Source organism: Pseudomonas sp. UBA5706, assembly GCF_002419965.1.
In the GTDB taxonomy this organism is placed as follows: Bacteria; Pseudomonadota; Gammaproteobacteria; order Pseudomonadales; family Pseudomonadaceae; genus Aquipseudomonas.
On the sequence record NZ_DIHC01000054.1, the window covers coordinates 1 to 19,719 of the forward strand.

At 57.9% G+C, this 19,719-nt stretch carries 21 protein-coding genes; 7 read left to right on the forward strand and 14 right to left on the reverse strand.

The annotated features are described in order from the left end of the window. The first annotated feature begins 25 nt into the window (after window positions 1–25). Window positions 26–349, forward strand: a complete 324-nt coding sequence (locus B3I26_RS25445) for a hypothetical protein (protein WP_349681491.1) — start codon at window positions 26–28, stop codon at window positions 347–349. 45 nt (window positions 350–394) lie between these two features. On the opposite strand, the gene B3I26_RS25450 is transcribed toward B3I26_RS25445, so the two are convergent. After that, complete coding sequence (locus B3I26_RS25450; protein ID WP_296261889.1) at window positions 395–694, reverse strand: excalibur calcium-binding domain-containing protein; 300 nt, start codon at window positions 692–694, stop codon at window positions 395–397. Window positions 695–754: 60 nt separating this feature from the next. Between B3I26_RS25450 and B3I26_RS25455 the strand changes: the two genes are divergently transcribed. The 5 genes from B3I26_RS25455 to fdxA all read left to right on the forward strand — a co-directional run bounded on the left by B3I26_RS25455 (window position 755) and on the right by fdxA (window position 5,479). Further along, on the forward strand, window positions 755–1,105 hold the full coding sequence (locus B3I26_RS25455; protein ID WP_296261891.1) for a hypothetical protein: 351 nt from the start codon (window positions 755–757) through the stop codon (window positions 1,103–1,105). Between the two features lie 19 nt (window positions 1,106–1,124). Further along, window positions 1,125–1,319 carry a DUF4224 domain-containing protein gene (locus B3I26_RS25460; protein WP_296261893.1) on the forward strand — a complete coding sequence of 65 codons (195 nt, stop codon included), beginning with the start codon at window positions 1,125–1,127 and terminating at the stop codon, window positions 1,317–1,319. A gap of 9 nt (window positions 1,320–1,328) precedes the next feature. Beyond that, a complete protein-coding gene (locus B3I26_RS25465; RefSeq protein WP_296261895.1) occupies window positions 1,329–2,306 on the forward strand; it encodes a tyrosine-type recombinase/integrase in 978 nt (325 codons plus the stop codon). 50 nt (window positions 2,307–2,356) lie between these two features. Then, entirely contained in the window at window positions 2,357–4,924 is a 2,568-nt protein-coding gene (gene mutS / locus B3I26_RS25470) for a DNA mismatch repair protein MutS (protein WP_296261897.1), read from the forward strand. A 231-nt stretch (window positions 4,925–5,155) separates the two neighbouring features. Next, window positions 5,156–5,479, forward strand: a complete 324-nt coding sequence (gene fdxA, locus B3I26_RS25475; RefSeq protein ID WP_296261899.1) for a ferredoxin FdxA — start codon at window positions 5,156–5,158, stop codon at window positions 5,477–5,479. Window positions 5,480–6,053: 574 nt separating this feature from the next. On the opposite strand, the gene rpoS is transcribed toward fdxA, so the two are convergent. From rpoS to B3I26_RS25515, 8 genes are all read right to left on the reverse strand, one after another. After that, a complete protein-coding gene (rpoS, locus tag B3I26_RS25480; protein ID WP_296261900.1) occupies window positions 6,054–7,058 on the reverse strand; it encodes an RNA polymerase sigma factor RpoS in 1,005 nt (334 codons plus the stop codon). A gap of 104 nt (window positions 7,059–7,162) precedes the next feature. Then, window positions 7,163–8,059: a peptidoglycan DD-metalloendopeptidase family protein gene (locus B3I26_RS25485; protein ID WP_296261902.1), complete on the reverse strand. Its 897-nt coding sequence runs from the start codon at window positions 8,057–8,059 to the stop codon at window positions 7,163–7,165. 191 nt (window positions 8,060–8,250) lie between these two features. Beyond that, window positions 8,251–8,928: a protein-L-isoaspartate(D-aspartate) O-methyltransferase gene (locus B3I26_RS25490; protein WP_296261903.1), complete on the reverse strand. Its 678-nt coding sequence runs from the start codon at window positions 8,926–8,928 to the stop codon at window positions 8,251–8,253. Beyond that, the gene (surE, locus tag B3I26_RS25495) at window positions 8,928–9,677 is read right to left on the reverse strand and encodes a 5'/3'-nucleotidase SurE (protein ID WP_296261905.1); all 750 of its coding nucleotides are present in this window, start codon (window positions 9,675–9,677) and stop codon (window positions 8,928–8,930) included. The genes B3I26_RS25490 and surE overlap by 1 nt, the downstream gene beginning before the upstream one ends. Further along, on the reverse strand, window positions 9,665–10,723 hold the full coding sequence (gene truD, locus B3I26_RS25500; protein ID WP_296261906.1) for a tRNA pseudouridine(13) synthase TruD: 1,059 nt from the start codon (window positions 10,721–10,723) through the stop codon (window positions 9,665–9,667). The genes surE and truD overlap by 13 nt, the downstream gene beginning before the upstream one ends. Next, window positions 10,720–11,193 carry a 2-C-methyl-D-erythritol 2,4-cyclodiphosphate synthase gene (ispF, locus tag B3I26_RS25505; protein ID WP_296261908.1) on the reverse strand — a complete coding sequence of 158 codons (474 nt, stop codon included), beginning with the start codon at window positions 11,191–11,193 and terminating at the stop codon, window positions 10,720–10,722. Before ispF ends, truD begins: the two co-directional genes overlap by 4 nt. 109 nt (window positions 11,194–11,302) lie before the next feature. Beyond that, window positions 11,303–12,148, reverse strand: a complete 846-nt coding sequence (gene fghA, locus B3I26_RS25510) for an S-formylglutathione hydrolase (protein ID WP_296261910.1) — start codon at window positions 12,146–12,148, stop codon at window positions 11,303–11,305. 81 nt (window positions 12,149–12,229) lie between these two features. Then, window positions 12,230–13,342, reverse strand: a complete 1,113-nt coding sequence (locus B3I26_RS25515; RefSeq protein WP_296261912.1) for an S-(hydroxymethyl)glutathione dehydrogenase/class III alcohol dehydrogenase — start codon at window positions 13,340–13,342, stop codon at window positions 12,230–12,232. Between the two features lie 103 nt (window positions 13,343–13,445). Between B3I26_RS25515 and B3I26_RS25520 the strand changes: the two genes are divergently transcribed. Then, complete coding sequence (locus tag B3I26_RS25520; protein ID WP_296261914.1) at window positions 13,446–14,372, forward strand: LysR substrate-binding domain-containing protein; 927 nt, start codon at window positions 13,446–13,448, stop codon at window positions 14,370–14,372. An 87-nt stretch (window positions 14,373–14,459) separates the two neighbouring features. Here B3I26_RS25520 and ispD read toward each other — a convergent pair whose 3' ends face one another. The 5 genes from ispD to B3I26_RS25545 all read right to left on the reverse strand — a co-directional run bounded on the left by ispD (window position 14,460) and on the right by B3I26_RS25545 (window position 19,562). Further along, window positions 14,460–15,170, reverse strand: a complete 711-nt coding sequence (ispD, locus tag B3I26_RS25525; protein ID WP_296261915.1) for a 2-C-methyl-D-erythritol 4-phosphate cytidylyltransferase — start codon at window positions 15,168–15,170, stop codon at window positions 14,460–14,462. 11 nt (window positions 15,171–15,181) lie between these two features. Then, entirely contained in the window at window positions 15,182–15,460 is a 279-nt protein-coding gene (gene ftsB / locus B3I26_RS25530; protein ID WP_074752716.1) for a cell division protein FtsB, read from the reverse strand. A 156-nt stretch (window positions 15,461–15,616) separates the two neighbouring features. Then, window positions 15,617–16,903 (reverse strand): phosphopyruvate hydratase, encoded by a 1,287-nt coding sequence (gene eno, locus B3I26_RS25535; protein ID WP_296261916.1) that lies wholly within the window; start codon window positions 16,901–16,903, stop codon window positions 15,617–15,619. Between the two features lie 166 nt (window positions 16,904–17,069). Beyond that, window positions 17,070–17,915, reverse strand: a complete 846-nt coding sequence (kdsA, locus tag B3I26_RS25540; RefSeq protein ID WP_296261917.1) for a 3-deoxy-8-phosphooctulonate synthase — start codon at window positions 17,913–17,915, stop codon at window positions 17,070–17,072. Between the two features lie 15 nt (window positions 17,916–17,930). Continuing rightward, window positions 17,931–19,562 carry a CTP synthase gene (locus tag B3I26_RS25545; RefSeq protein ID WP_296261918.1) on the reverse strand — a complete coding sequence of 544 codons (1,632 nt, stop codon included), beginning with the start codon at window positions 19,560–19,562 and terminating at the stop codon, window positions 17,931–17,933. Between the last annotated feature and the right edge of the window lie 157 nt (window positions 19,563–19,719).

A 19,719-nucleotide genomic window follows, 5' to 3' on the forward strand; every position in this document is an offset into this window, starting at 1 on the left:
TCGTCGAGTTCAAGCGGGTGACGCCATGACGAAAGAGGAAATCGCAGAGCTTGGCCCAAAGGTCGCAATTGCGATCGAGGCCGGCAAGGCAGCAGCGGCAGCGTGCAACAACGACGGCGGCAGCGCCAACCTCGACAGGGTGGTGATCCCGATCCCTGGTATGCGCGCAGCATCGGTGAAAGGTCTACCGGGCTACGTGCAGAAAAAGCACGGCTATCACCAGCAGGGCATTCACCTCGATACCCCTTGGCCGGGAATCGGCAACCAGCACAGCGCAGGCGTCCAGGCCATGCACAAATCACTCAAGGATCAGGGCGTGGACTGCTACGTCTACTACCAGATCGACTGATTAACCCCAGCCATCCATATGCCTGTCAGTACATAGCGGCACCTTCTACCGGCACCACTGACGTTCGCAGGGAATGCCGTTGTGATCACCGTCCATTTTGGTGCCAGGGCAATATTTCAGGAAGTATTTAGCCTCGGCGCACGAAGTCATCTGCGAGCAGTACTTACGACCGTCACATTTGAAAGAACCAGGCGGAGCATTTGAGACGAGCGAAGGGACCGGTGCTTCCTGCCGGACTGTGCGTAGAGGTGCCAAATAATCCCCCGCCCACGCTTTAAACACTGGGGAGGTGCTCAACACAAAAGCCACCAGGAAGGCCAGCAAAACCAGAAATATTCCTTTCATTACTCACTCCTTGATCAATCGCGCATTCACGCGCCGCCTGATTGCCAACGCAAACTTCCTATGAACCATAGCCTGCCGGTGTACGGCGGGCGGGAGATTTCTGTGTCCAAAGAAAACCCGATTCACCAGCAAGACCAGGCCCTGATTGAAGCCATTCATTCACAGCACCTCGAAAGGATAGGAGTGCTGGGCGATGAAGCGATCAAGTTTCAAGACGCCTCTTACGCGGTCGGCAGGCAGCGCGGCTCTAAAGAAGCGAACGAAACGCTGCTCGCCCTGGTGATCCGAATGCGCAGCTACATGGATCAGGCAGGCATCGATCCGAGACCTGAGAGCATGAATCCAATGGAGAAGCTTGCTTCGGACATCGACATCGCGCTTGAGGCGTTCAGCGCACTCAACCCCGCATAGACCCCGGACGGAGGTAGCCATGTTCCTGACAGCAAAAGAAGTGGCCGATCTGACGGGCTATCTTAAACCCAGCGCCCAGATCAAATGGCTCGAGGCGGAGCGTTACGGATATGCAGTCGGCGGTGACGGACACCCAAAGGTGCTGCGAGAGGTTGTGATATCGCGGTTGGGTGGGATTCAATCGAAGAAAGGACCGCAATTGCGGCTTGCATGAGGAAGGGATATGCGCCCTCGGAAGAAAGACCGACACCTGCCGGCGTGCATGTATTTCGCGCACGGTGCTTATTACCTGGTGCGCAAAGGAAAATGGAGGCGCCTGGACACAGATTATCAGGCGTCCCTAATGCTGTACGCCCGAGAGCAAGGGCGCGCTGGGAAAGGGGGAATGGCCGAGTTGATCGATGAAGCGTTGGCATACATGAAGCCGGCGCTCGCGGCCAACACGGTTACCCAGTACGAAGCAGCCGCTGAAAAGCTGAAGGATCAGCTTGCGGAGTTCGAGCCCCGCGACGTGCTTCCCCGCCACGTGGCCGCAATAAAGATGCATGGCGCAGCCACTCCGAACATGAACAATCGGATCATTTCGTTTCTACGTATGGTGTTCGCCTACGCCCTCGAAAAAGGCTTGGTTGACTCCAATCCGTGCGTCGGTATCAAACGTCACGCCGAGAAAAAGCGGGACCGGTACCTAACCGACGCTGAATTTAATGCGATATGCGCGGGAGCGAGTGACAACATGCGCGCTATTTACGAGATGTGTTATCTGACGGGGCAGCGTATCAGCGACGTGTTGAACATTCGGCTAGCAGATATCAGCGATGAGGGGATCGCCTTCACTCAGCAAAAGACGAAGGCAAAACTGATTGTGCGAATGACTCCTGACTTGAAAGCGCTTATTGCCAGGGTGAAGGCGTTGCCTCGGAGAGTCAGTGGTCTGACGTTATTCACGGCGCGAAGTGCGGGCAAGCCAGTCAGTTACGACACTGCGAAACAGGCGTTTCGAGTCGATTGCAAAAAGGCAGGGGTCAAAGGCGCGACGCTTCATGACCTTCGCGCCAAGTCACTTACCGATACTGACAAGCAAGGCAACAACGCCCAGAAACTTGGAGGCCACAGCGACCCAAGAATGACCGCCCGCTATCTGCGGCTTCGCGAGATCGACATCGCCGAGCCGCCGACAATGCCCAAAAAATCCCTGTAGTATTAGACGAATATCCCTTGTCAAAAAGACAGATCGAGCTAAGCCCCTGAATGTCTGACCTTTCTAGCCATACCCCAATGATGCAGCAGTACTGGAAGCTGAAAAACCAGCATCCGGACCAATTGATGTTCTATCGCATGGGCGACTTCTACGAGATTTTCTACGAAGACGCCAAGAAGGCCGCCAAGCTGCTGGATATCACCCTGACCGCGCGCGGCCAGTCGGCAGGCCAGAGTATCCCTATGTGCGGCATTCCTTATCATGCCGCCGAGGGTTATCTGGCCAAGCTGGTGAAACTGGGCGAATCGGTAGTGATTTGTGAGCAAATCGGCGATCCGGCAACCAGCAAAGGTCCGGTTGACCGTCAGGTGGTGCGGATCATCACGCCCGGCACGGTGAGCGATGAAGCGCTGCTCGATGAGCGTCGCGACAACCTGATCGCTGCCGTACTGGGTGACGAGCGCCTGTTCGGACTCGCGGTGCTGGATATCACCAGCGGCAACTTCAGCGTTCAGGAAATCAAGGGCTGGGAAAATCTGCTCGCGGAACTTGAGCGCATCAACCCGGTTGAATTACTGATCCCCGACGATTGGCCTCAGGGTTTGCCGGCCGAAAAACGTCGAGGCTCGCGTCGCCGCGCGCCTTGGGATTTCGAGCGGGACTCTGCACACAAGAGTTTGTGTCAGCAGTTTTCGACTCAGGATCTCAAGGGCTTCGGTTGCGAAAATCTGACCCTGGCTATAGGCGCAGCCGGCTGTTTGCTTGGCTATGCCAAGGAAACCCAACGCACCGCCCTGCCCCATCTGCGTAGCCTGCGACACGAGCGGATGGATGACACGGTGATCCTTGATGGCGCCAGCCGCCGTAACCTGGAACTGGACACCAATCTGGCTGGCGGTCGCGATAACACCCTGCAATCGGTCATGGACCGCTGCCAGACCGCCATGGCGACTCGTTTGCTCACGCGCTGGCTGAACCGCCCATTGCGGGATTTGACGGTACTGCAGGCGCGTCAGGAATCGATCGGCTGTTTCCTTGAGCGCTATCGCTTCGAGCATTTGCAACCGCAACTTAAGGAAATTGGCGATATCGAGCGGATTCTCGCGCGAATCGGTCTGCGCAATGCCCGCCCCCGGGATCTGGCACGCCTGCGGGACGCTCTTGGAGCGTTGCCGCCATTGCAACTGGCGCTGGCAGAACTGGAGGCGCCGCATATACAAAAACTGGCAAAAACCGCTGGCACCTATCCCGAACTTGCCGACCTGCTGCAGCGGGCGATCATCGATAACCCGCCTGCTGTCATTCGTGACGGTGGCGTGTTGAAGACCGGATATGACGGTGAATTGGACGAGCTGCTGTCACTGAGCGAAAACGCCGGCCAGTTCCTGATTGACCTGGAAACCCGCGAGAAAGCCCGTACCGGCCTGGCCAACCTCAAGGTCGGCTACAACCGGGTGCATGGCTACTTTATTGAACTGCCGAGCAAGCAGGCCGAACAGGCACCTGCTGATTACATTCGGCGCCAGACACTCAAAGGCGCCGAGCGCTTTATCACACCGGAGCTCAAGGAGTTCGAGGACAAAGCGCTGTCAGCCAAGAGCCGCGCCCTGGCTCGAGAAAAGATGCTCTATGAGGCGCTGCTCGAAGACCTCATCGGCCATCTCGCGCCGCTGCAGGACACTGCTACCGCATTGGCCGAACTGGACGTGCTAAGCAATCTGGCCGAGCGCGCGCTGAATCTGGATCTGAACCGTCCGCGCTTTACCGACGAGCCTTGCATGCGCATCGAGCAAGGTCGTCACCCGGTGGTCGAACAGGTGCTGACATCACCCTTCGTGGCCAACGACCTGGATCTGAATGACAACACCCGCATGCTGGTCATCACCGGTCCTAACATGGGCGGTAAATCTACTTACATGCGCCAGACCGCGCTGATCGTGCTGCTGGCTCACATCGGCAGCTTCGTTCCGGCCGCCAGCTGCGAGCTTTCTCTGGTTGATCGTATCTTCACCCGTATCGGCTCAAGCGATGACCTGGCGGGCGGGCGCTCGACGTTCATGGTGGAAATGAGCGAAACAGCGAACATCCTGCACAACGCCACCGACAAAAGCCTGGTGTTGATGGACGAAGTCGGACGCGGTACCAGCACCTTCGACGGTCTTTCGCTGGCGTGGGCGGCGGCAGAAAGTCTCGCCCAGTTGCGCGCCTACACGCTGTTCGCTACCCATTATTTCGAGCTGACCGTGTTGCCGGAGAGCGAACCGCTGGTGGCGAACGTGCACCTCAACGCTACCGAACATAACGAACGGATTGTGTTCCTGCACCGCGTGCTACCAGGGCCTGCGAGTCAGAGCTACGGATTGGCAGTGGCCCAGCTCGCGGGAGTTCCAGGCAAGGTGATCACCCGCGCCAAGGAGCACTTGCAGCGCCTTGAAACCACCAGCCTGCCCCACGAGCAGCCCAAATCCAAGCCCGGCAAGGCGCCAGCGCCGCAACAGGCCGACATGTTCGCCACCCTTGCGCACCCTGTGTTGGAAGAATTGTCGAAACTGAAGATTGACGAAATGACGCCGCGCCAGGCGATCGAATTGTTATATGGACTGCAGAACCGGATCTAACGGTATTGGCAACAAGCTGTTAGAATCCCGCGCGGTTTGGGAACGGTACGGCCTGCAGCCGGGCTGTATGAGATCCGAGCCGCGTTCGAACATGGCGAACCAAGCCAAGCCCTCATGTGCTGTCGCCAGGAGGGCTGGACTGACTGTGTTCTGAATGGCCCGGGAACGATCCCAACCGAGCAACCCTGACGTGAAGGGCTCTGCTGCCGCCGCCTGAGGAGAAAATTAGCAATGACCTTCGTCGTCACCGACAACTGCATCAAGTGCAAGTACACCGACTGCGTAGAAGTCTGTCCGGTGGACTGCTTTTATGAAGGCCCGAATTTCCTGGTGATTCACCCGGACGAGTGCATTGACTGCGCCCTTTGCGAGCCTGAGTGTCCAGCTACAGCGATTTTCTCGGAAGACGAGATTCCGGCGGGTATGGAAAATTTCATCGAGCTTAACGCGGAGCTGGCTGACGTCTGGCCCAACATCACCGAACGTAAAGATGCGTTGCCTGACGCCGCAGAGTGGGATGGCAAGCCTGGCAAGATCGCTGACCTTGAGCGTTGAGCTCTGGCGCGGCACTTGGAAACGCAAACAGGCCCTTCGGGGCCTTTTTAGCGTCTCGTTCAAAAGGCTGGGGTGCGCTGTTTCGCGAGCAAAAAAAAGGGGCGGTTTGACCCGCCCACATTTTTTTCGTAATCCCTTTATTCCTTTTCATCGTCCTGATGAATCGCATCCTGCGATGTCCTTGAGCAGTCTTCCGTGACCACCTGTACCCATCCGTTGGTACAGTTCTGATCTTAGTGAAATATCAGCGCAGGGCAATACCCACGACTTTGCAAAAAGCGACAGAAATCAAAGCTGTTAAAAAATAAACTCTATTTAAATCAACTGGATAATCGATATCTCGCATATGAAAACGTCGCCTGCTGTCAGAAAACAACGTGATCGCTGACAACCTGCGTAAGAAATGTCTTACAACTAAAATTAGATAAAATCGCCATTTGCACAAAGATTAAAACTTACGTATAGCCGTTTCTATTTCGCTTAGTCGGGCGTACTTTAAAATTGCCGCAATAAAAAAGCCCCAGTTAATGGGGCTTTAATGATGCCAGTTCGCTATGAACCGGTAATAGCGGCGTTACTGAAACAGTGACTCGCTGGACAGGCCATTCTTTTCAAGAATTTCCCGCAGACGCTTCAATCCCTCGACCTGAATCTGCCGCACCCGCTCGCGAGTCAGGCCGATTTCAAGACCGACGTCTTCAAGCGTGCTGCTTTCATGACCGCGTAGACCAAAGCGGCGCACTACCACCTCACGCTGCTTATCGGTGAGTTCGGAGAGCCATTGGTCAATGCTTTGGGAGAGGTCATCGTCCTGCAGCAGTTCACACGGGTCGGTAGGTCGATCGTCTGTCAGGGTATCGAGCAAGGTTTTATCGGAGTCCGGGCCCAGGGATACATCTACCGAGGACACCCGTTCGTTAAGCCCCAGCATGCGCTTGACCTCGCCTACCGGCTTCTCAAGCAGGCTGGCGATCTCTTCGGGAGAGGGCTCGTGGTCCAGCTTCTGGGTTAACTCGCGCGCTGCTCGCAGATAGACATTGAGCTCCTTGACCACATGAATCGGCAGGCGGATGGTCCGCGTCTGATTCATGATTGCACGCTCGATAGTTTGGCGTATCCACCAGGTCGCGTACGTTGAGAAGCGAAAGCCACGCTCGGGATCGAATTTCTCGACCGCGCGAATCAGGCCAAGATTGCCTTCCTCGATGAGGTCCAGCAAGGACAGGCCACGATTAACGTAACGCCTGGCAATTTTAACCACCAGTCGCAAATTGCTTTCAATCATGCGCTTGCGCCCGGCCGGGTCGCCCTTTTGCGACAGGCGCGCAAAATGGACTTCTTCTTCCGGGGATAGCAAGGGGGAAAAGCCGATTTCATTCAGATACAGTTGCGTGGCATCCAATGCCCGCGTGTAGTCGATGTATTTGTGCTGTTTGAGTGCTGTCGAGTTTTTGGTTTTCGCACGAACAGAAGGTGCTGCTGGCTTCTCATCCGCTGCAGAATCCAGGACGATTTCGGGCTCCATGAGGAGCACTTCATCGTCAATGTCAAACTCCGGCACTTCTCTGTTGAGAGCCATTGTAATAGTCCTTTGGTGAGTTCGACCTCAAGCTCCAGTGGCGCCTTTTTCCTTGGCATCACGTGAGCCTGTCCCCTCTACGGCAGGAACAGGCTGGTAACCGATCAACGACGTGGCAAGAATTCCAGTGGATCTACCGGTTTGCCCTGACGGCGAATCTCGAAGTGGAGTTTCACCCTGTCAGTCCCCGTGGACCCCATCTCGGCAATTGCCTGCCCTGCCTTGACCTGCTGCCCCTCCCGAACCAGAAGCCTACGGTTGTGACCGTAAGCACTGACGTAGGTATCGCTGTGTTTGATGATGACTAATTCGCCGTAGCCCCGCAATCCACTCCCGGCGTAAACAACTGCCCCATCAGACGCGGCCAAAACAGGCTGTCCCAAATCACCGGCGATATCAATGCCTTTATTCAAACTACCGTTTGAAGAAAATTTGCTGATCAAAACACCGCTCGCTGGCCACCCCCAACCGCTTGCAGAACGTGCGCCAGCGACCACTGGCGTATTGACGGGAGTGGTTACCGGCGTGGTCGCGGGCGTGCCGCTGCTACCTGAAGGCGCCCCCACCGGACGTGTAATGATCGTGGTCTTGATCGAACCGGAGGGCGAGCTTGAGCTGCCGGTGGTGGTCTGGGGGAGCACGACAGGTGCCGCGGCGACTGCGGTGGATGTAGAGTTCGAACGCCCATCGAAGCGAATCGTCTGACCGACGTGAATGGTATAGGGCTCCGGTACGTTGTTGCGGGCAGCCAGCGCTTTCCAGTCCCAGCCGTAACGGAAGGCGATTGAAAAAAGCGTATCACCCCGCTTGACCACGTACTGGCCGGTCGTCACGGGTTGCCGGGTGGGTGCGGCCGGTTTGCCGCCATTGCGATCGACGACACGCACTCCGCCCGCCGGCGTGCTGGAGCAGCCGACCAGAAGGACACTCAGGGCAATGCCAATCACCAGACGTGGAAAACTTGCTGAAAACGTACGCTGCCGAATGACTGTGAGACTCACCCGCCACTCCCTTTAACGGTGACTGAAATAATGCTGCCTATTGTGTCTTGAGGATGACGGGCAGCCATGGGGAAACTGGTTACGAAAAACTTCATGACAACGTCCAGCGGGCGGACCGGGCCCTCATCGAAAACCGCCAGCCTGTAGACAGGTGCCGCCTCACGGAATTCATTGCCGCTGCAAAACTGTGCTTATGCCAATGGCCCGTTGAGCAACGGCACGAACCTGACCGCCCCCAGGACGTGCCGGGAGAAACCATTGTCTTCGCGGATGATCAACATCAGCTGCTGCACTTCGCCTGCCCCTACCGGTATGACCAGACGCCCGCCGGGTGCCAGTTGATCCAGCAGTGCCTGTGGCACGTCCGTTGCCACTGCTGTAACGATGATGCCGTTGTATGGCGCCAGGGCCGGCCAACCTTCCCAACCATCGCCCCAGCGAAATACCATGTTGCGCAGGTTGAGTTCGAGCAGACGTTCCTTTGCCCGATCCTGCAATACTTTGATGCGTTCAACGGAAAACACCCGCTCCACCAGTTGCGCCAGTACCGCAGTTTGATAACCGGAGCCTGTCCCGATTTCCAGCACCTTGTCCAAGGGTCCCGCCGCCAACAGCAGCTCGCTCATGCGCGCAACCATGTAGGGCTGGGAAATGGTCTGATTGTTGCCGATCGGCAATGCGGTGTCTTCGTAAGCGCGGTGCGCCAGCGCTTCGTCGACGAATAGATGACGAGGCGTCTTGCGAATGACGTCAAGCACTTGGGTGTTAGCGATGCCTTCTTCGTATAGCCGCTGAATCAAACGCTCGCGGGTACGCTGAGAGGTAAAACCCACGCCACGACGCAACAGATCATCTTGTTCACGCGACATCAGGCCATTCCCTCCAGCCATGCGTTCAGACTGCTGAAACCGTCCTGATAGGTTCGATCCAGTTGCAACGGGGTAATCGACACGTACCCCTGCATGACCGCGTGAAAATCCGTACCGGGTCCGCCATCCTCTGCATCGCCTGCAGCGGCGATCCAGTAACCGGCGCGGCCACGCGGGTCCACCACGCGAACCGGTGCGGCGGCGCGGGTACGATGTCCCAGGCGAGTCAACTGAATGCCGCGCACGTTTGCCAGCGGCAAATTAGGAATATTCACATTCAATACGGTACGTGGTGGAAGATCGAGCTGCTCATGCGCCTCGACCAGAAGCCGTGCGTAATGTGCGGCGGTTCCCAGGTTATCGACCTGACGCGACAAAAATGAAAAGGCAAATGACGGACATTGCAGGAAACGCCCCTCCAACGCGGCAGCCACGGTACCTGAATAGAGCACGTCGTCGCCCAGATTGGCACCCAGATTGATACCCGATACCACCATGTCCGGCTCGTGTTCAAGCAAGCCATGAATGCCCAAATGCACACAATCGGTGGGGGTACCATTGATGCTGATGAAGCCGTTGTCCAGGTGTTGAGGATGCAGCGGACGGTCGAGGGTCAGCGAACTGCTGGCCCCACTCCTGTCTTGATCCGGAGCGATGACCACGCACTGGGCATAGTCCGCCAGCGCTGCGTAGAGCGCAGCGAGTCCGGGTGCCGAGACCCCATCATCATTTGAAATCAAAATACGCATGAGCTGTCCGTCTGTCCTGCGGGCGCCAGATCGACGAGTTCACGCACCAATACAGTGGCGAAGCACCCGGCTGGCAGGACGAATTCCAGTTGCAGAATGTCAGGCTCGGGATAATGCCACGTCAACCGCCCGATGGGCAGTCGCAGGATACGACGTTCGTGTTCCATTCCTGCTTTTATCAACCAGTTACAGAGCGATGCCTCACGCTCGGCGATGCCGTTTTCAAGCTCGGCAGTGGCGCCAGTTGCAGGTGAGTCACCCTCGCCCCACTGGGGGCCGGTGGGATGCAAGTCTAGGATCGCCAGACGCGGGTCATTGCACTCGGCCTGCGCGGCGGGAAAGAAGCTGCGACTGTCGGTAAAGGCCAGAAGATCGCCGACCCGGGCCCGCTGCCAGCTGCCATCGGCAACCCGCGCTGCCAGCACTTGATTGAACAGGTAACTGCGCGCCGTGGAGAGCAGCCGTGAGCGCACGTTGCGCTGCTCAGGCAGCGCCTGACGCTCGGCATAGTGCCGAGCTTCGCCAACGTTACCGCCTTCGTAGCCAAAACGCTGGGCACCAAAATAATTGGGAATACCTTGTAGCTTGATGGCTTCCAGTCGCTTGTCGAGTTCTGCCCGGTCCGCGTGCAACTGGGTCAAGCGCACGGTGAAACCGTTGGCAGCATGCGCGCCGCGCTGCAATTTGCGCTTGTGACGCTTGCGGTCAAGAATCTTCAGCGCTTCGTTTTCGGACGCCGACATGTCGGGATCGGCCTTGCCCGGCAGCTGGATACTGAACCACTGCCGGGTCAGCGCCTGACGGTCTTTCAGCCCTGCGTAAGCGACGGTGCGCAGCGACACACCTGCAGCCTTGGCCAGACGTCGCGCGGCCTCCTCGGTATTCAGCCCTCGCTTCTCGACCCATAACCATAGGTGCTCTCCGTCGCCGGACAGCGGAATGTCCAGCACCTCGTCTACCTGGAAATCCTCGGTCGCGGCCTTGAGTACGGCCGTACCCAGCGCATCGCCATAGGCCCGGGGGCCCAAGAGTTCGAATTCGGTCATGCGGCGATCAGCAATGCGACGGCGTGAACCGCGATGCCTTCCTCACGACCAGCGAAACCCAGCTTTTCGGTGGTAGTGGCCTTTACATTGACCTGATCGAGTTGGACCTGCAGATCTTCAGCAATCAGCGCGCGCATGGCGTCGATATGTGGCGCCATTTTCGGAGCCTGGGCGACGATGGTGGCGTCGACATTACCGACCTTCCAGCCTTTGGCCTGAACCTGTATCAGCACGTGACGCAACAGCGCGCGGCTGTCGGCGCCCTTGAATTGCGGGTCGGTATCGGGAAAGTGCTTACCTATGTCGCCCAGCGCGGCGGCACCCAGCAGAGCATCGCTCAGTGCATGCAACAGGACGTCGCCATCGGAGTGCGCGAGCAAGCCGAATCTGTGCGCGATCCGCACCCCACCCAAGGTAATGAAATCGCCTTCAGCGAAACGGTGCACATCATAGCCGTGGCCAATACGCATAAAAAAACGCCCTGAAAAAGTCAGGGCGTGATTCTACCTACTTTGTCGAACATTAGGGCCTGGAGGCGCTCAATTGCCCGCCAGTCGATTGCGATTGAATGCCAGCCCCTCAACCCGCCAATGCGCGCCCGTGATAGCGCAAATGATCCTCGATAAAGCTGGCGATGAAATAGTAGCTGTGGTCATAGCCGGGCTGCAGGCGCAGTTCCAGTGGATGACCAACCGCCCTGGCCGCCTGCACCAACGTTTCAGGCTTGAGCTGATTGGCCAGGAAATCATCGCGATCGCCCTGATCCACCAGCAACGGCAAACGTTCGGACGCATCGGCAATCAACACGCTGGCATCCCATTCGCGCCAGCGCGAGCGGTCTTCACCCAGATAGCGGGAAAAAGCTTTCTGGCCCCAAGGGCAATCCATTGGGTTGGCAATCGGTGAGAAAGCCGAAACCGACTTGTAGCGCCCCGGATTGCGCAAAGCGCAGACCAACGCGCCATGACCACCCATCGAGTGGCCGCTGATGCTGCGCTTGTCCGAAGCCGGAAAATGCGCCTCGATCAATGCAGGCAGTTCGCTAACCACATAGTCGTACATCCGGTAGTGGCGGGCCCAAGGTTGCTGGGTGGCATTCAGATAAAAGCCTGCACCTACACCGAAATCGTAGGCATTGTCCGGATCGTCCGGCACATCGGCGCCGCGAGGGCTGGTGTCCGGCGCGACGATGATCAACCCCAATTCAGCGGCAAGACGGTGGGCACCGGCCTTCTGCATGAAGTTCTCATCGGTGCAGGTCAGGCCCGACAGCCAATACAGTACCGGCAGCTTGCCGCCCTGCTCCGCCTGAGGCGGCAGATAGACTGCAAATACCATGTCGCAGCCCAACACATCAGAGTGATGTTTGTAACGTTTATGCCAGCCGCCGAAGCTTTTCTGACACGAGATATTTTCCAGACTCACGGTCGTTACCTCCCGGTTGCGAGCTTCAGGCCACAAGCTGCAAGAGGGTGCAGCACTCCTGCTTGCAGCTCGGGGCTGCCTTTAGAAGTGGATGACCGAACGAATGCTCTTGCCTTCGTGCATCAGGTCGAATGCTTCATTGATCTTGTCCAGGCCCATGGTGTGGGTAATGAAGGTGTCCAGCGGAATCTCGCCCGTCTCTGATTTTTCGACGTAGCTTGGCAGCTCGGTACGGCCCTTCACACCGCCGAACGCCGACCCGCGCCAGACGCGGCCGGTGACCAATTGAAAAGGACGGGTGGCGATTTCTTGACCCGAGGGCGCAACACCAATAATGATCGACTCGCCCCAGCCTTTGTGGCAGCACTCCAGTGCAGCGCGCATCAGCTGGACATTACCGATGCATTCGAAGCTGTAATCCACGCCGCCGTCGGTCAATTCAACGATGACGTCCTGAATCGGCTTGTCGTGGTCCTTCGGGTTGATGAAGTCAGTGGCGCCCAGTTCGCGTGCCACCTCGAACTTCGCCGGGTTGATATCGATCGCGATGATGCGCGACGCCTTGGCCATCTTCGCGCCGATGATCGCCGCCAAACCAATTCCGCCGAGACCAAAAATCGCGACGGTTGCACCCTCTTCAACCTTGGCGGTGTTCAGTACAGCGCCAATCCCTGTGGTCACGCCGCATCCCAGCAGGCAGATTTTTTCCAGCGGGGCTTGCTTGGGGATCTTTGCCAAGGAGATTTCCGGGACGACGGTGTACTCGGAAAACGTCGAGCAGCCCATGTAGTGATAAACCGGCTCGCCGTTGTAGCTGAAACGGGTCGTACCGTCTGGCATCAGACCCTTGCCTTGCGTTGCACGTACCTTTTGGCAGAGGTTGGTCTTACCGGATTTGCAGAATTTGCATTCGCGGCATTCGGCGGTGTACAGCGGAATAACATGGTCACCGACGGCCAGCGAGGTGACGCCCTCGCCAATAGCTTCAACAATACCGCCACCTTCGTGACCAAGGATGCACGGGAACACGCCTTCGGAATCAGCACCGGACAGGGTATAGGCATCAGTATGGCAAACGCCGGAAGCGACGGTTCGGATCAGCACCTCGCCGGCCTTTGGCGCCTCAACGTCCACTTCGACGATTTGTAGCGGTTGATTGGGCGCGAAAGCAACGGCAGCTCGTGACTTGATCATCATCCTCTCCAGCAAAGTAAAAACGAGCCAGAAGTGTAAAGCACTGCCGTTTAATTAATAATCCGCGTAAAAGCAAAACATTAATGCCGTACAGGGATAATCGATGTACACCAATCGCTGGGATGGGCTGGATGAATTCGTCGCGGTGGCCGAGTGCGGTCAGTTCACCGCCGCTGCGCAACGGATGGGGGTTTCCTCCTCGCACATCAGCCGCCAAATTGCGCGACTGGAAGAACGCCTGCAAACCCGTTTGCTTTATCGCAGTACGCGCAAAGTTGCCCTCACCGAAGCCGGACAGACATTTCTGCACCACTGCCAGCGTCTGCAGGATGGCCGCGAAGAAGCATTGCGCGCGGTGGGTGATCTGACCAGCGAACCCAAAGGCTTGCTGCGCATGACCTGTGCGGTGGCTTATGGCGAGCGTTTCATCGCGCCTCTGGTCACCCGCTTCATGGAGGACTACCCACAACTACGCGTTGATATCGAACTCACTAACAACACGCTGGATTTGCTGCATGAGGGGCTGGACCTGGCGATCCGTCTCGGCCGCTTGCAGGAATCTAGACTGGTGGCCACCCGCCTGGCGCCCCGACGCATGTACCTGTGTGCCTCACCTTCTTATCTTGAGCGATATGGACGTCCCCATAGCTTGTCGGAGTTGAGCCGCCATAACTGCCTGATCGGCAGCTCCGACAATTGGCTGTTACAGCACAACGGGCGTGAATTTTCCCAACGGGTACAGGGAAACTGGCGCTGCAACAGTGGGCAAGCCGTACTGGACGCCGCATTGCAAGGGCTAGGGTTGTGTCAGTTACCGGACTATTACGTGCATGAACATCTAAACAGTGGTGCGCTGATCTCGTTGCTCGCCGCCCACCAGCCGCCCAATACAGCGGTTTGGGCGCTGTATCCGCAGCAGCGGCATCTGTCGCCGAAAGTCAGAAAACTGGTGGATTATCTGAAGGCGGGATTGGTGTTGCGCGCCGAATACCGACAACAGGGACCGAGTAATGGCGACAAGGAGCTGTAGTGGCGCGGCTTACCGACCGTCGCGACCCTCCGAACGTCACCGCTGGCGAGCCGTACCGCTACGTGCGCCCGGTGTCGATTGAGCCTGTCAGCGGTTAAGCTCGCCGCGCCGCTGCCGCAACCACTCAAGATCCTCGGGGCGGGTGACTTTGATATTGTCAGCCCGACCTTCGATAAGGCGGGGCGCCTGCCCCGACCATTCGATAGCCGACGCTTCATCGGTAATCGAAACATTCGACACCAGGCTGTCCGCCAGCGCTCGATGCAATGCGCCAAGGCGAAACATCTGCGGCGTGTACGCCTGCCAGATCAGGCTGCGATCAACGGTTTCGGTGACGCGGCCATAGGCATCAGCGCGCTTCAACGTGTCCTTGGCCGGAACCGCCAGCAGGCCTCCGACCGGGTCGTCAGCCAATTCAATGAGCAAATTGTCCAGATCCGAACGAGCCAGATTCGGTCGGGCGGCATCGTGTACCAGCACCCAGTCATTATCATCTGCGCCGCCAGCGTGCAGATGCAGCAAGGCATTGAGCACTGAATCCGCCCGTTCCCTTCCACCGGCTACCTGCTGGATGCGCGAATCCTGCGCACAAGGCAATGTGGGCCAATACGGGTCGTCCGCAGCCAGACTGATCACCAGCCCCTTGAGTCGAGGGTGATCGAGAAAGCAAAGCAGACTGTGTTCCAGAATGGTGAGGCCGCCCAGTTGCAGATACTGCTTGGGACGGTCTGCCGCCATGCGCGTACCCACACCCGCTGCGGGAATCACTGCCCAGAAGGCAGGAAGGGATTGTTTCATTTACGCCAACGTCACTGTGCCAACTGATAGAGAGTCTCGCCGTCCTTGACCATCCCCAGTTCGTGACGGGCACGCTCTTCGACGGTCTCCAGGCCCTTTTTCAGCTCCAGCACCTCCGCGTCCAGAACCCGGTTACGTTCAAGCAACGCATCGTTTTCGGCATGCTGATCGGCGATTTGCTGGGTCAGGCTGGCGACCTGCGCGAGGCTACCGTTACCCACCCATAGTCGGTATTGCAAGCCAGCGAGCAGCAAGAGCAGAACGAGGAACAACCAGTTAGGACTGCGCATTGTGAATATCTGTTACCTGGTAGAAAGACAGCAAAAACCGACCATTTCAAATGCCCAAGAGCCCGGTGGTCACCGGGCTCTTGGATCAGGACGTCAGGACAAAACGCTTTCAACGAATTTCCCTACAGCGCCTGCTGCCTTTTTACCATCTTGCACTCAACCGCGAAACTCGCCGCGACCACGGTACACCGCTTTGGCACCCAGTTGCTCTTCGATACGCAGCAATTGGTTGTACTTGGCGATACGATCGGAGCGGCTCAGCGAGCCTGTCTTGATCTGGCCGGCAGCCGTCCCCACAGCCAGGTCGGCAATGGTCGAATCTTCGGTCTCGCCGGAGCGGTGGGAGATCACTGCTGTATAGCCGGCGGCCTTGGCCATCTGGATGGCTTCCAGGGTTTCGGTCAGGGTGCCGATCTGGTTGAACTTGATCAGGATCGAGTTACCGATTTTCTTGTCGATACCTTCTTTCAGGATCTTGGTGTTGGTCACGAACAGGTCGTCGCCCACCAGCTGAATCTTGTCGCCGATCTTGTCGGTGAGGACTTTCCAACCGTCCCAGTCGGACTCGTCCAGGCCGTCTTCGATAGAGATGATCGGGTGTTTGCTGACCAGATCAGCCAGGTAGTCGGCGAAACCGGCGGAATCGTATTCGCCTTCTTCGCTCAGGGTGTACTTGCCGTTCTTATAGAACTCGCTCGCTGCACAGTCCAGCGCCAGGGTCACGTCGGTGCCCAGCTTGTAGCCGGCGTTTTTCACGGCTTCAGCGATTGCGTCGAGGGCATCGGCGTTGGAGTTCAGGTTCGGTGCGAAACCACCTTCATCACCCACTGCAGTGTTCAGGCCACGAGCCTTCAACACAGCCTTCAAGTGGTGGAAGATTTCGGTGCCCCAGCGCAAGCCCTCCGAGAAGGTCTTGGCGCCAACCGGCTGGATCATGAATTCCTGGATGTCGATGTTGTTATCGGCGTGCTCGCCACCGTTGATGATGTTCATCATCGGGACTGGCATCGAGTAAACGCCCGGCGTGCCGTTCAGGTTTGCGATGTGCGCGTACAGCGGCAGATCCTGATCCTGAGCAGCGGCCTTGGCAGCGGCCAGGGACACGGCAAGAATGGCGTTAGCGCCCAGGCTCGCCTTGTTTTCGGTGCCGTCGAGCTGAATCATTGCCTGATCCAGCGCCTTCTGGTCAACCGGGTCTTTACCCAGCAGCAGGTCGCGGATCGGCCCATTGATGTTGGCCACCGCCTTCAGAACGCCCTTGCCCAGATACCGGCATTTGTCGCCATCGCGCAGCTCAAGTGCTTCACGCGAGCCGGTGGAAGCACCGGACGGCGCACAGGCACTGCCGATGATGCCGTTGTCGAGGAGCACATCAGCTTCCACGGTGGGATTGCCACGGGAGTCGAGAACTTCACGACCTTTGATGTCGACGATTTTTGCCATTGTTGTTAACACTCCAAGATTGAAGAAAACGACGCAGCTGGGAAAACGACTGGCATCAAGGGCACTAGACAGCGGGCAGCCCCGAGATGACAGTATTTCCCGACCCGTTGGTCGGGAAATAAACGAGCGGCACTGTACCGGAGGCCATCGCGCCGGAGAAGCGGGTTTATGCCGTTTCTATCGTCGGGAACGCCTTGACCAGGTCATCGAGCGCCTTGAGCTGGGTCAGGAACGGCTCCAGTTTGTTCAGGCGCAATGCGCAGGGTCCGTCGCATTTGGCGTTATCCGGGTCCGGATGCGCCTCGAGAAACAGACCTGCCAAACCCTGGCTGATACCGGCTTTGGCCAAATCCGTCACCTGCGCGCGGCGGCCACCGGCGGAATCGGAGCGCCCACCCGGCATCTGCAGCGCGTGCGTCACGTCGAAGAACACCGGGTATTCGAAGGCTTTCATGATGCCGAAGCCGAGCATGTCTACCACGAGGTTGTTGTAGCCGAAGCTTGAACCCCGCTCGCACAGGATCAACTGATCGTTACCGGCTTCTTCGCATTTGTTCAGGATATGTTTCATTTCCTGAGGCGCGAGAAACTGGGCTTTCTTGATATTGATCACGGCACCGGTTTTCGCCATTGCCACGACCAGATCGGTTTGACGGGACAGGAAAGCTGGCAGCTGGATGATGTCGCAGACTTCGGCCACCGCTGCGGCCTGGTGCGGCTCGTGCACGTCGGTGATCACGGGCACGCCGAACGTGCTCTTGATTTCTTCGAAAATGCGCATGCCCGCTTCAAGTCCCGGTCCCCGGTACGAGGTCACGGAAGAACGGTTGGCTTTGTCGAAGCTGGCCTTGAATACGTACGGGATATCCAGCTTCTGGGTGACCCGCACATATTCTTCGCAGACCTGCATGGCCATGTCCCGCGACTCCAGGACATTCATGCCGCCGAACAGGACCATAGGCTTGTCGTTGGCAATGTCGATGGAACCGACGCGGATGGTTTTCTGTGCCATGTAATGAGTTCCCTGTCAGGCGTTCTTCTGGTGTTGAGCGAGCGCTGCCTTGACGAAGCCACTGAACAGTGGGTGACCATCGCGAGGCGTGGAGGTGAATTCAGGGTGGAACTGGCAAGCGACGAACCATGGATGATCCAGCGACTCGACCACTTCGACCAGCGCGCCGTCACCGGAGCGACCGGATACTTTCAGGCCGGCCTCGATCAATTGCGGCAGCAGCTTGTTGTTCACTTCATAGCGATGACGATGACGCTCCACGATCACCTCGTTGGCGTAGCAGTCGTGCACCAGGGAGCCCGGCTCCAGTTGGCACTCTTGTGCGCCCAGGCGCATGGTGCCGCCCAGGTCGGAAGCTTCGGTACGGGTTTCGACGGCACCAGTGGCATCTTCCCACTCGGTGATCAGACCGACCACCGGGTGCGGGCTGCTGCGATCGAATTCGGTGGAGTTGGCGTCCTTCCAGCCCAGCACGTTACGCGCAAACTCGATGACCGCCACCTGCATGCCCAGGCAGATGCCCAGATACGGCACCTTGTTTTCACGCGCGAACTGAACGGCGGTGATCTTGCCTTCGACGCCGCGCAGACCGAAGCCGCCCGGAACCAGGATCGCGTCCACGCCTTCCAGCAGGCCGGTGCCCTGGTTTTCAATGTCTTCTGAATCGATGTAGCGCAGATTGACCTTGGTGCGGTTGGTGATGCCAGCGTGACTCATCGCTTCGATCAGCGACTTGTAGGCGTCCAGCAGCTCCATGTACTTGCCGACCATCGCGATGGTGACTTCGTGCTCGGGGTTGAGCTTGGCATCGACGACCTTTTCCCATTCGGAAAGGTCGGCGCCTGCGCACTGCAAGCCGAAGCGCTCAACGACGAAATCATCCAGGCCCTGGGCGTGCAGGATGCCCGGGATCTTGTAGATGGTGTCGGCGTCTTCCAGCGCAATGACCGCACGCTCTTCAACGTTGGTGAACTGCGCGATCTTGCGCCGCGACGAGACGTCAATGGCGTGGTCGGAGCGGCAAACCAGCACGTCGGGTTGCAGACCGATGGAGCGCAGTTCCTTTACCGAATGCTGAGTCGGCTTGGTCTTGGTTTCGCCGGCGGTGGCGATATAAGGGACCAGCGTCAGGTGCATCAGCATCGCGCGCTTGGCGCCGACTTCGAACCGCAGCTGACGGATCGCTTCCAGAAACGGCTGCGATTCGATGTCACCGACGGTGCCACCGATTTCGACCAGGGCCACATCGGCATCGCCTGCGCCCTTGATGATGCGACGTTTGATTTCATCGGTGATGTGCGGGATCACCTGGATGGTCGCGCCCAGATAATCACCACGGCGCTCTTTGCGCAGGACGTGTTCGTAGACACGGCCAGTTGTGAAGTTGTTGTTCTGGGTCATGGTGGTACGAATGAAACGCTCGTAGTGCCCCAGGTCCAGGTCGGTCTCGGCGCCGTCGTGAGTGACGAACACCTCACCGTGCTGAAACGGGCTCATGGTGCCCGGATCGACGTTGATGTAAGGGTCCAGCTTGAGCATGGTGACCTTAAGTCCCCTCGCCTCCAGGATGGCCGCCAATGAAGCCGAGGCAATGCCTTTCCCCAATGAAGAAACAACACCGCCCGTGACGAAGATGTAGCGCGTCATGAAAAACCCTAGAAGTCTGCGTTAAAGCGGTCAGAGCCGCCGGGGAAAGCGAAGGAAGGCCGAAGCCCCCGATGACCTGCATGCTTCACAGTGCATTTCAGAATCTGCTGCGTTGAAAGCGACCGGCCGTATCCGGACCTGTCCATTACTCGCCACA

Excerpts from the sequence above, each read along its gene's own strand:
- surE (WP_296261905.1), bottom strand. The coding sequence starts at position 9,677 with ATGCGTATTTTGATTTCAAATGATGATGGGGTCTCGGCACCCGGACTC.
- ftsB (WP_074752716.1), bottom strand. The coding sequence starts at position 15,460 with ATGCGCAGTCCTAACTGGTTGTTCCTCGTTCTGCTCTTGCTGCTCGCT.
- B3I26_RS25515 (WP_296261912.1), bottom strand. The coding sequence starts at position 13,342 with ATGATCAAGTCACGAGCTGCCGTTGCTTTCGCGCCCAATCAACCGCTA.
- ispF (WP_296261908.1), bottom strand. The coding sequence starts at position 11,193 with ATGCGTATTGGCCACGGCTATGATGTGCACCGTTTCGCTGAAGGCGAT.
- B3I26_RS25450 (WP_296261889.1), bottom strand. The coding sequence starts at position 694 with ATGAAAGGAATATTTCTGGTTTTGCTGGCCTTCCTGGTGGCTTTTGTG.
- truD (WP_296261906.1), bottom strand. The coding sequence starts at position 10,723 with ATGACCGAATTCGAACTCTTGGGCCCCCGGGCCTATGGCGATGCGCTG.
- kdsA (WP_296261917.1), bottom strand. The coding sequence starts at position 17,915 with ATGGCACAGAAAACCATCCGCGTCGGTTCCATCGACATTGCCAACGAC.
- B3I26_RS25465 (WP_296261895.1), top strand. The coding sequence starts at position 1,329 with ATGCGCCCTCGGAAGAAAGACCGACACCTGCCGGCGTGCATGTATTTC.
- B3I26_RS25460 (WP_296261893.1), top strand. The coding sequence starts at position 1,125 with ATGTTCCTGACAGCAAAAGAAGTGGCCGATCTGACGGGCTATCTTAAA.
- ispD (WP_296261915.1), bottom strand. The coding sequence starts at position 15,170 with ATGAAACAATCCCTTCCTGCCTTCTGGGCAGTGATTCCCGCAGCGGGT.
- B3I26_RS25455 (WP_296261891.1), top strand. The coding sequence starts at position 755 with ATGAACCATAGCCTGCCGGTGTACGGCGGGCGGGAGATTTCTGTGTCC.
- rpoS (WP_296261900.1), bottom strand. The coding sequence starts at position 7,058 with ATGGCTCTCAACAGAGAAGTGCCGGAGTTTGACATTGACGATGAAGTG.
- B3I26_RS25445 (WP_349681491.1), top strand. The coding sequence starts at position 26 with ATGACGAAAGAGGAAATCGCAGAGCTTGGCCCAAAGGTCGCAATTGCG.
- B3I26_RS25490 (WP_296261903.1), bottom strand. The coding sequence starts at position 8,928 with ATGTCGCGTGAACAAGATGATCTGTTGCGTCGTGGCGTGGGTTTTACC.
- B3I26_RS25520 (WP_296261914.1), top strand. The coding sequence starts at position 13,446 with ATGTACACCAATCGCTGGGATGGGCTGGATGAATTCGTCGCGGTGGCC.
- mutS (WP_296261897.1), top strand. The coding sequence starts at position 2,357 with ATGTCTGACCTTTCTAGCCATACCCCAATGATGCAGCAGTACTGGAAG.
- B3I26_RS25545 (WP_296261918.1), bottom strand. The coding sequence starts at position 19,562 with ATGACGCGCTACATCTTCGTCACGGGCGGTGTTGTTTCTTCATTGGGG.
- fdxA (WP_296261899.1), top strand. The coding sequence starts at position 5,156 with ATGACCTTCGTCGTCACCGACAACTGCATCAAGTGCAAGTACACCGAC.
- eno (WP_296261916.1), bottom strand. The coding sequence starts at position 16,903 with ATGGCAAAAATCGTCGACATCAAAGGTCGTGAAGTTCTCGACTCCCGT.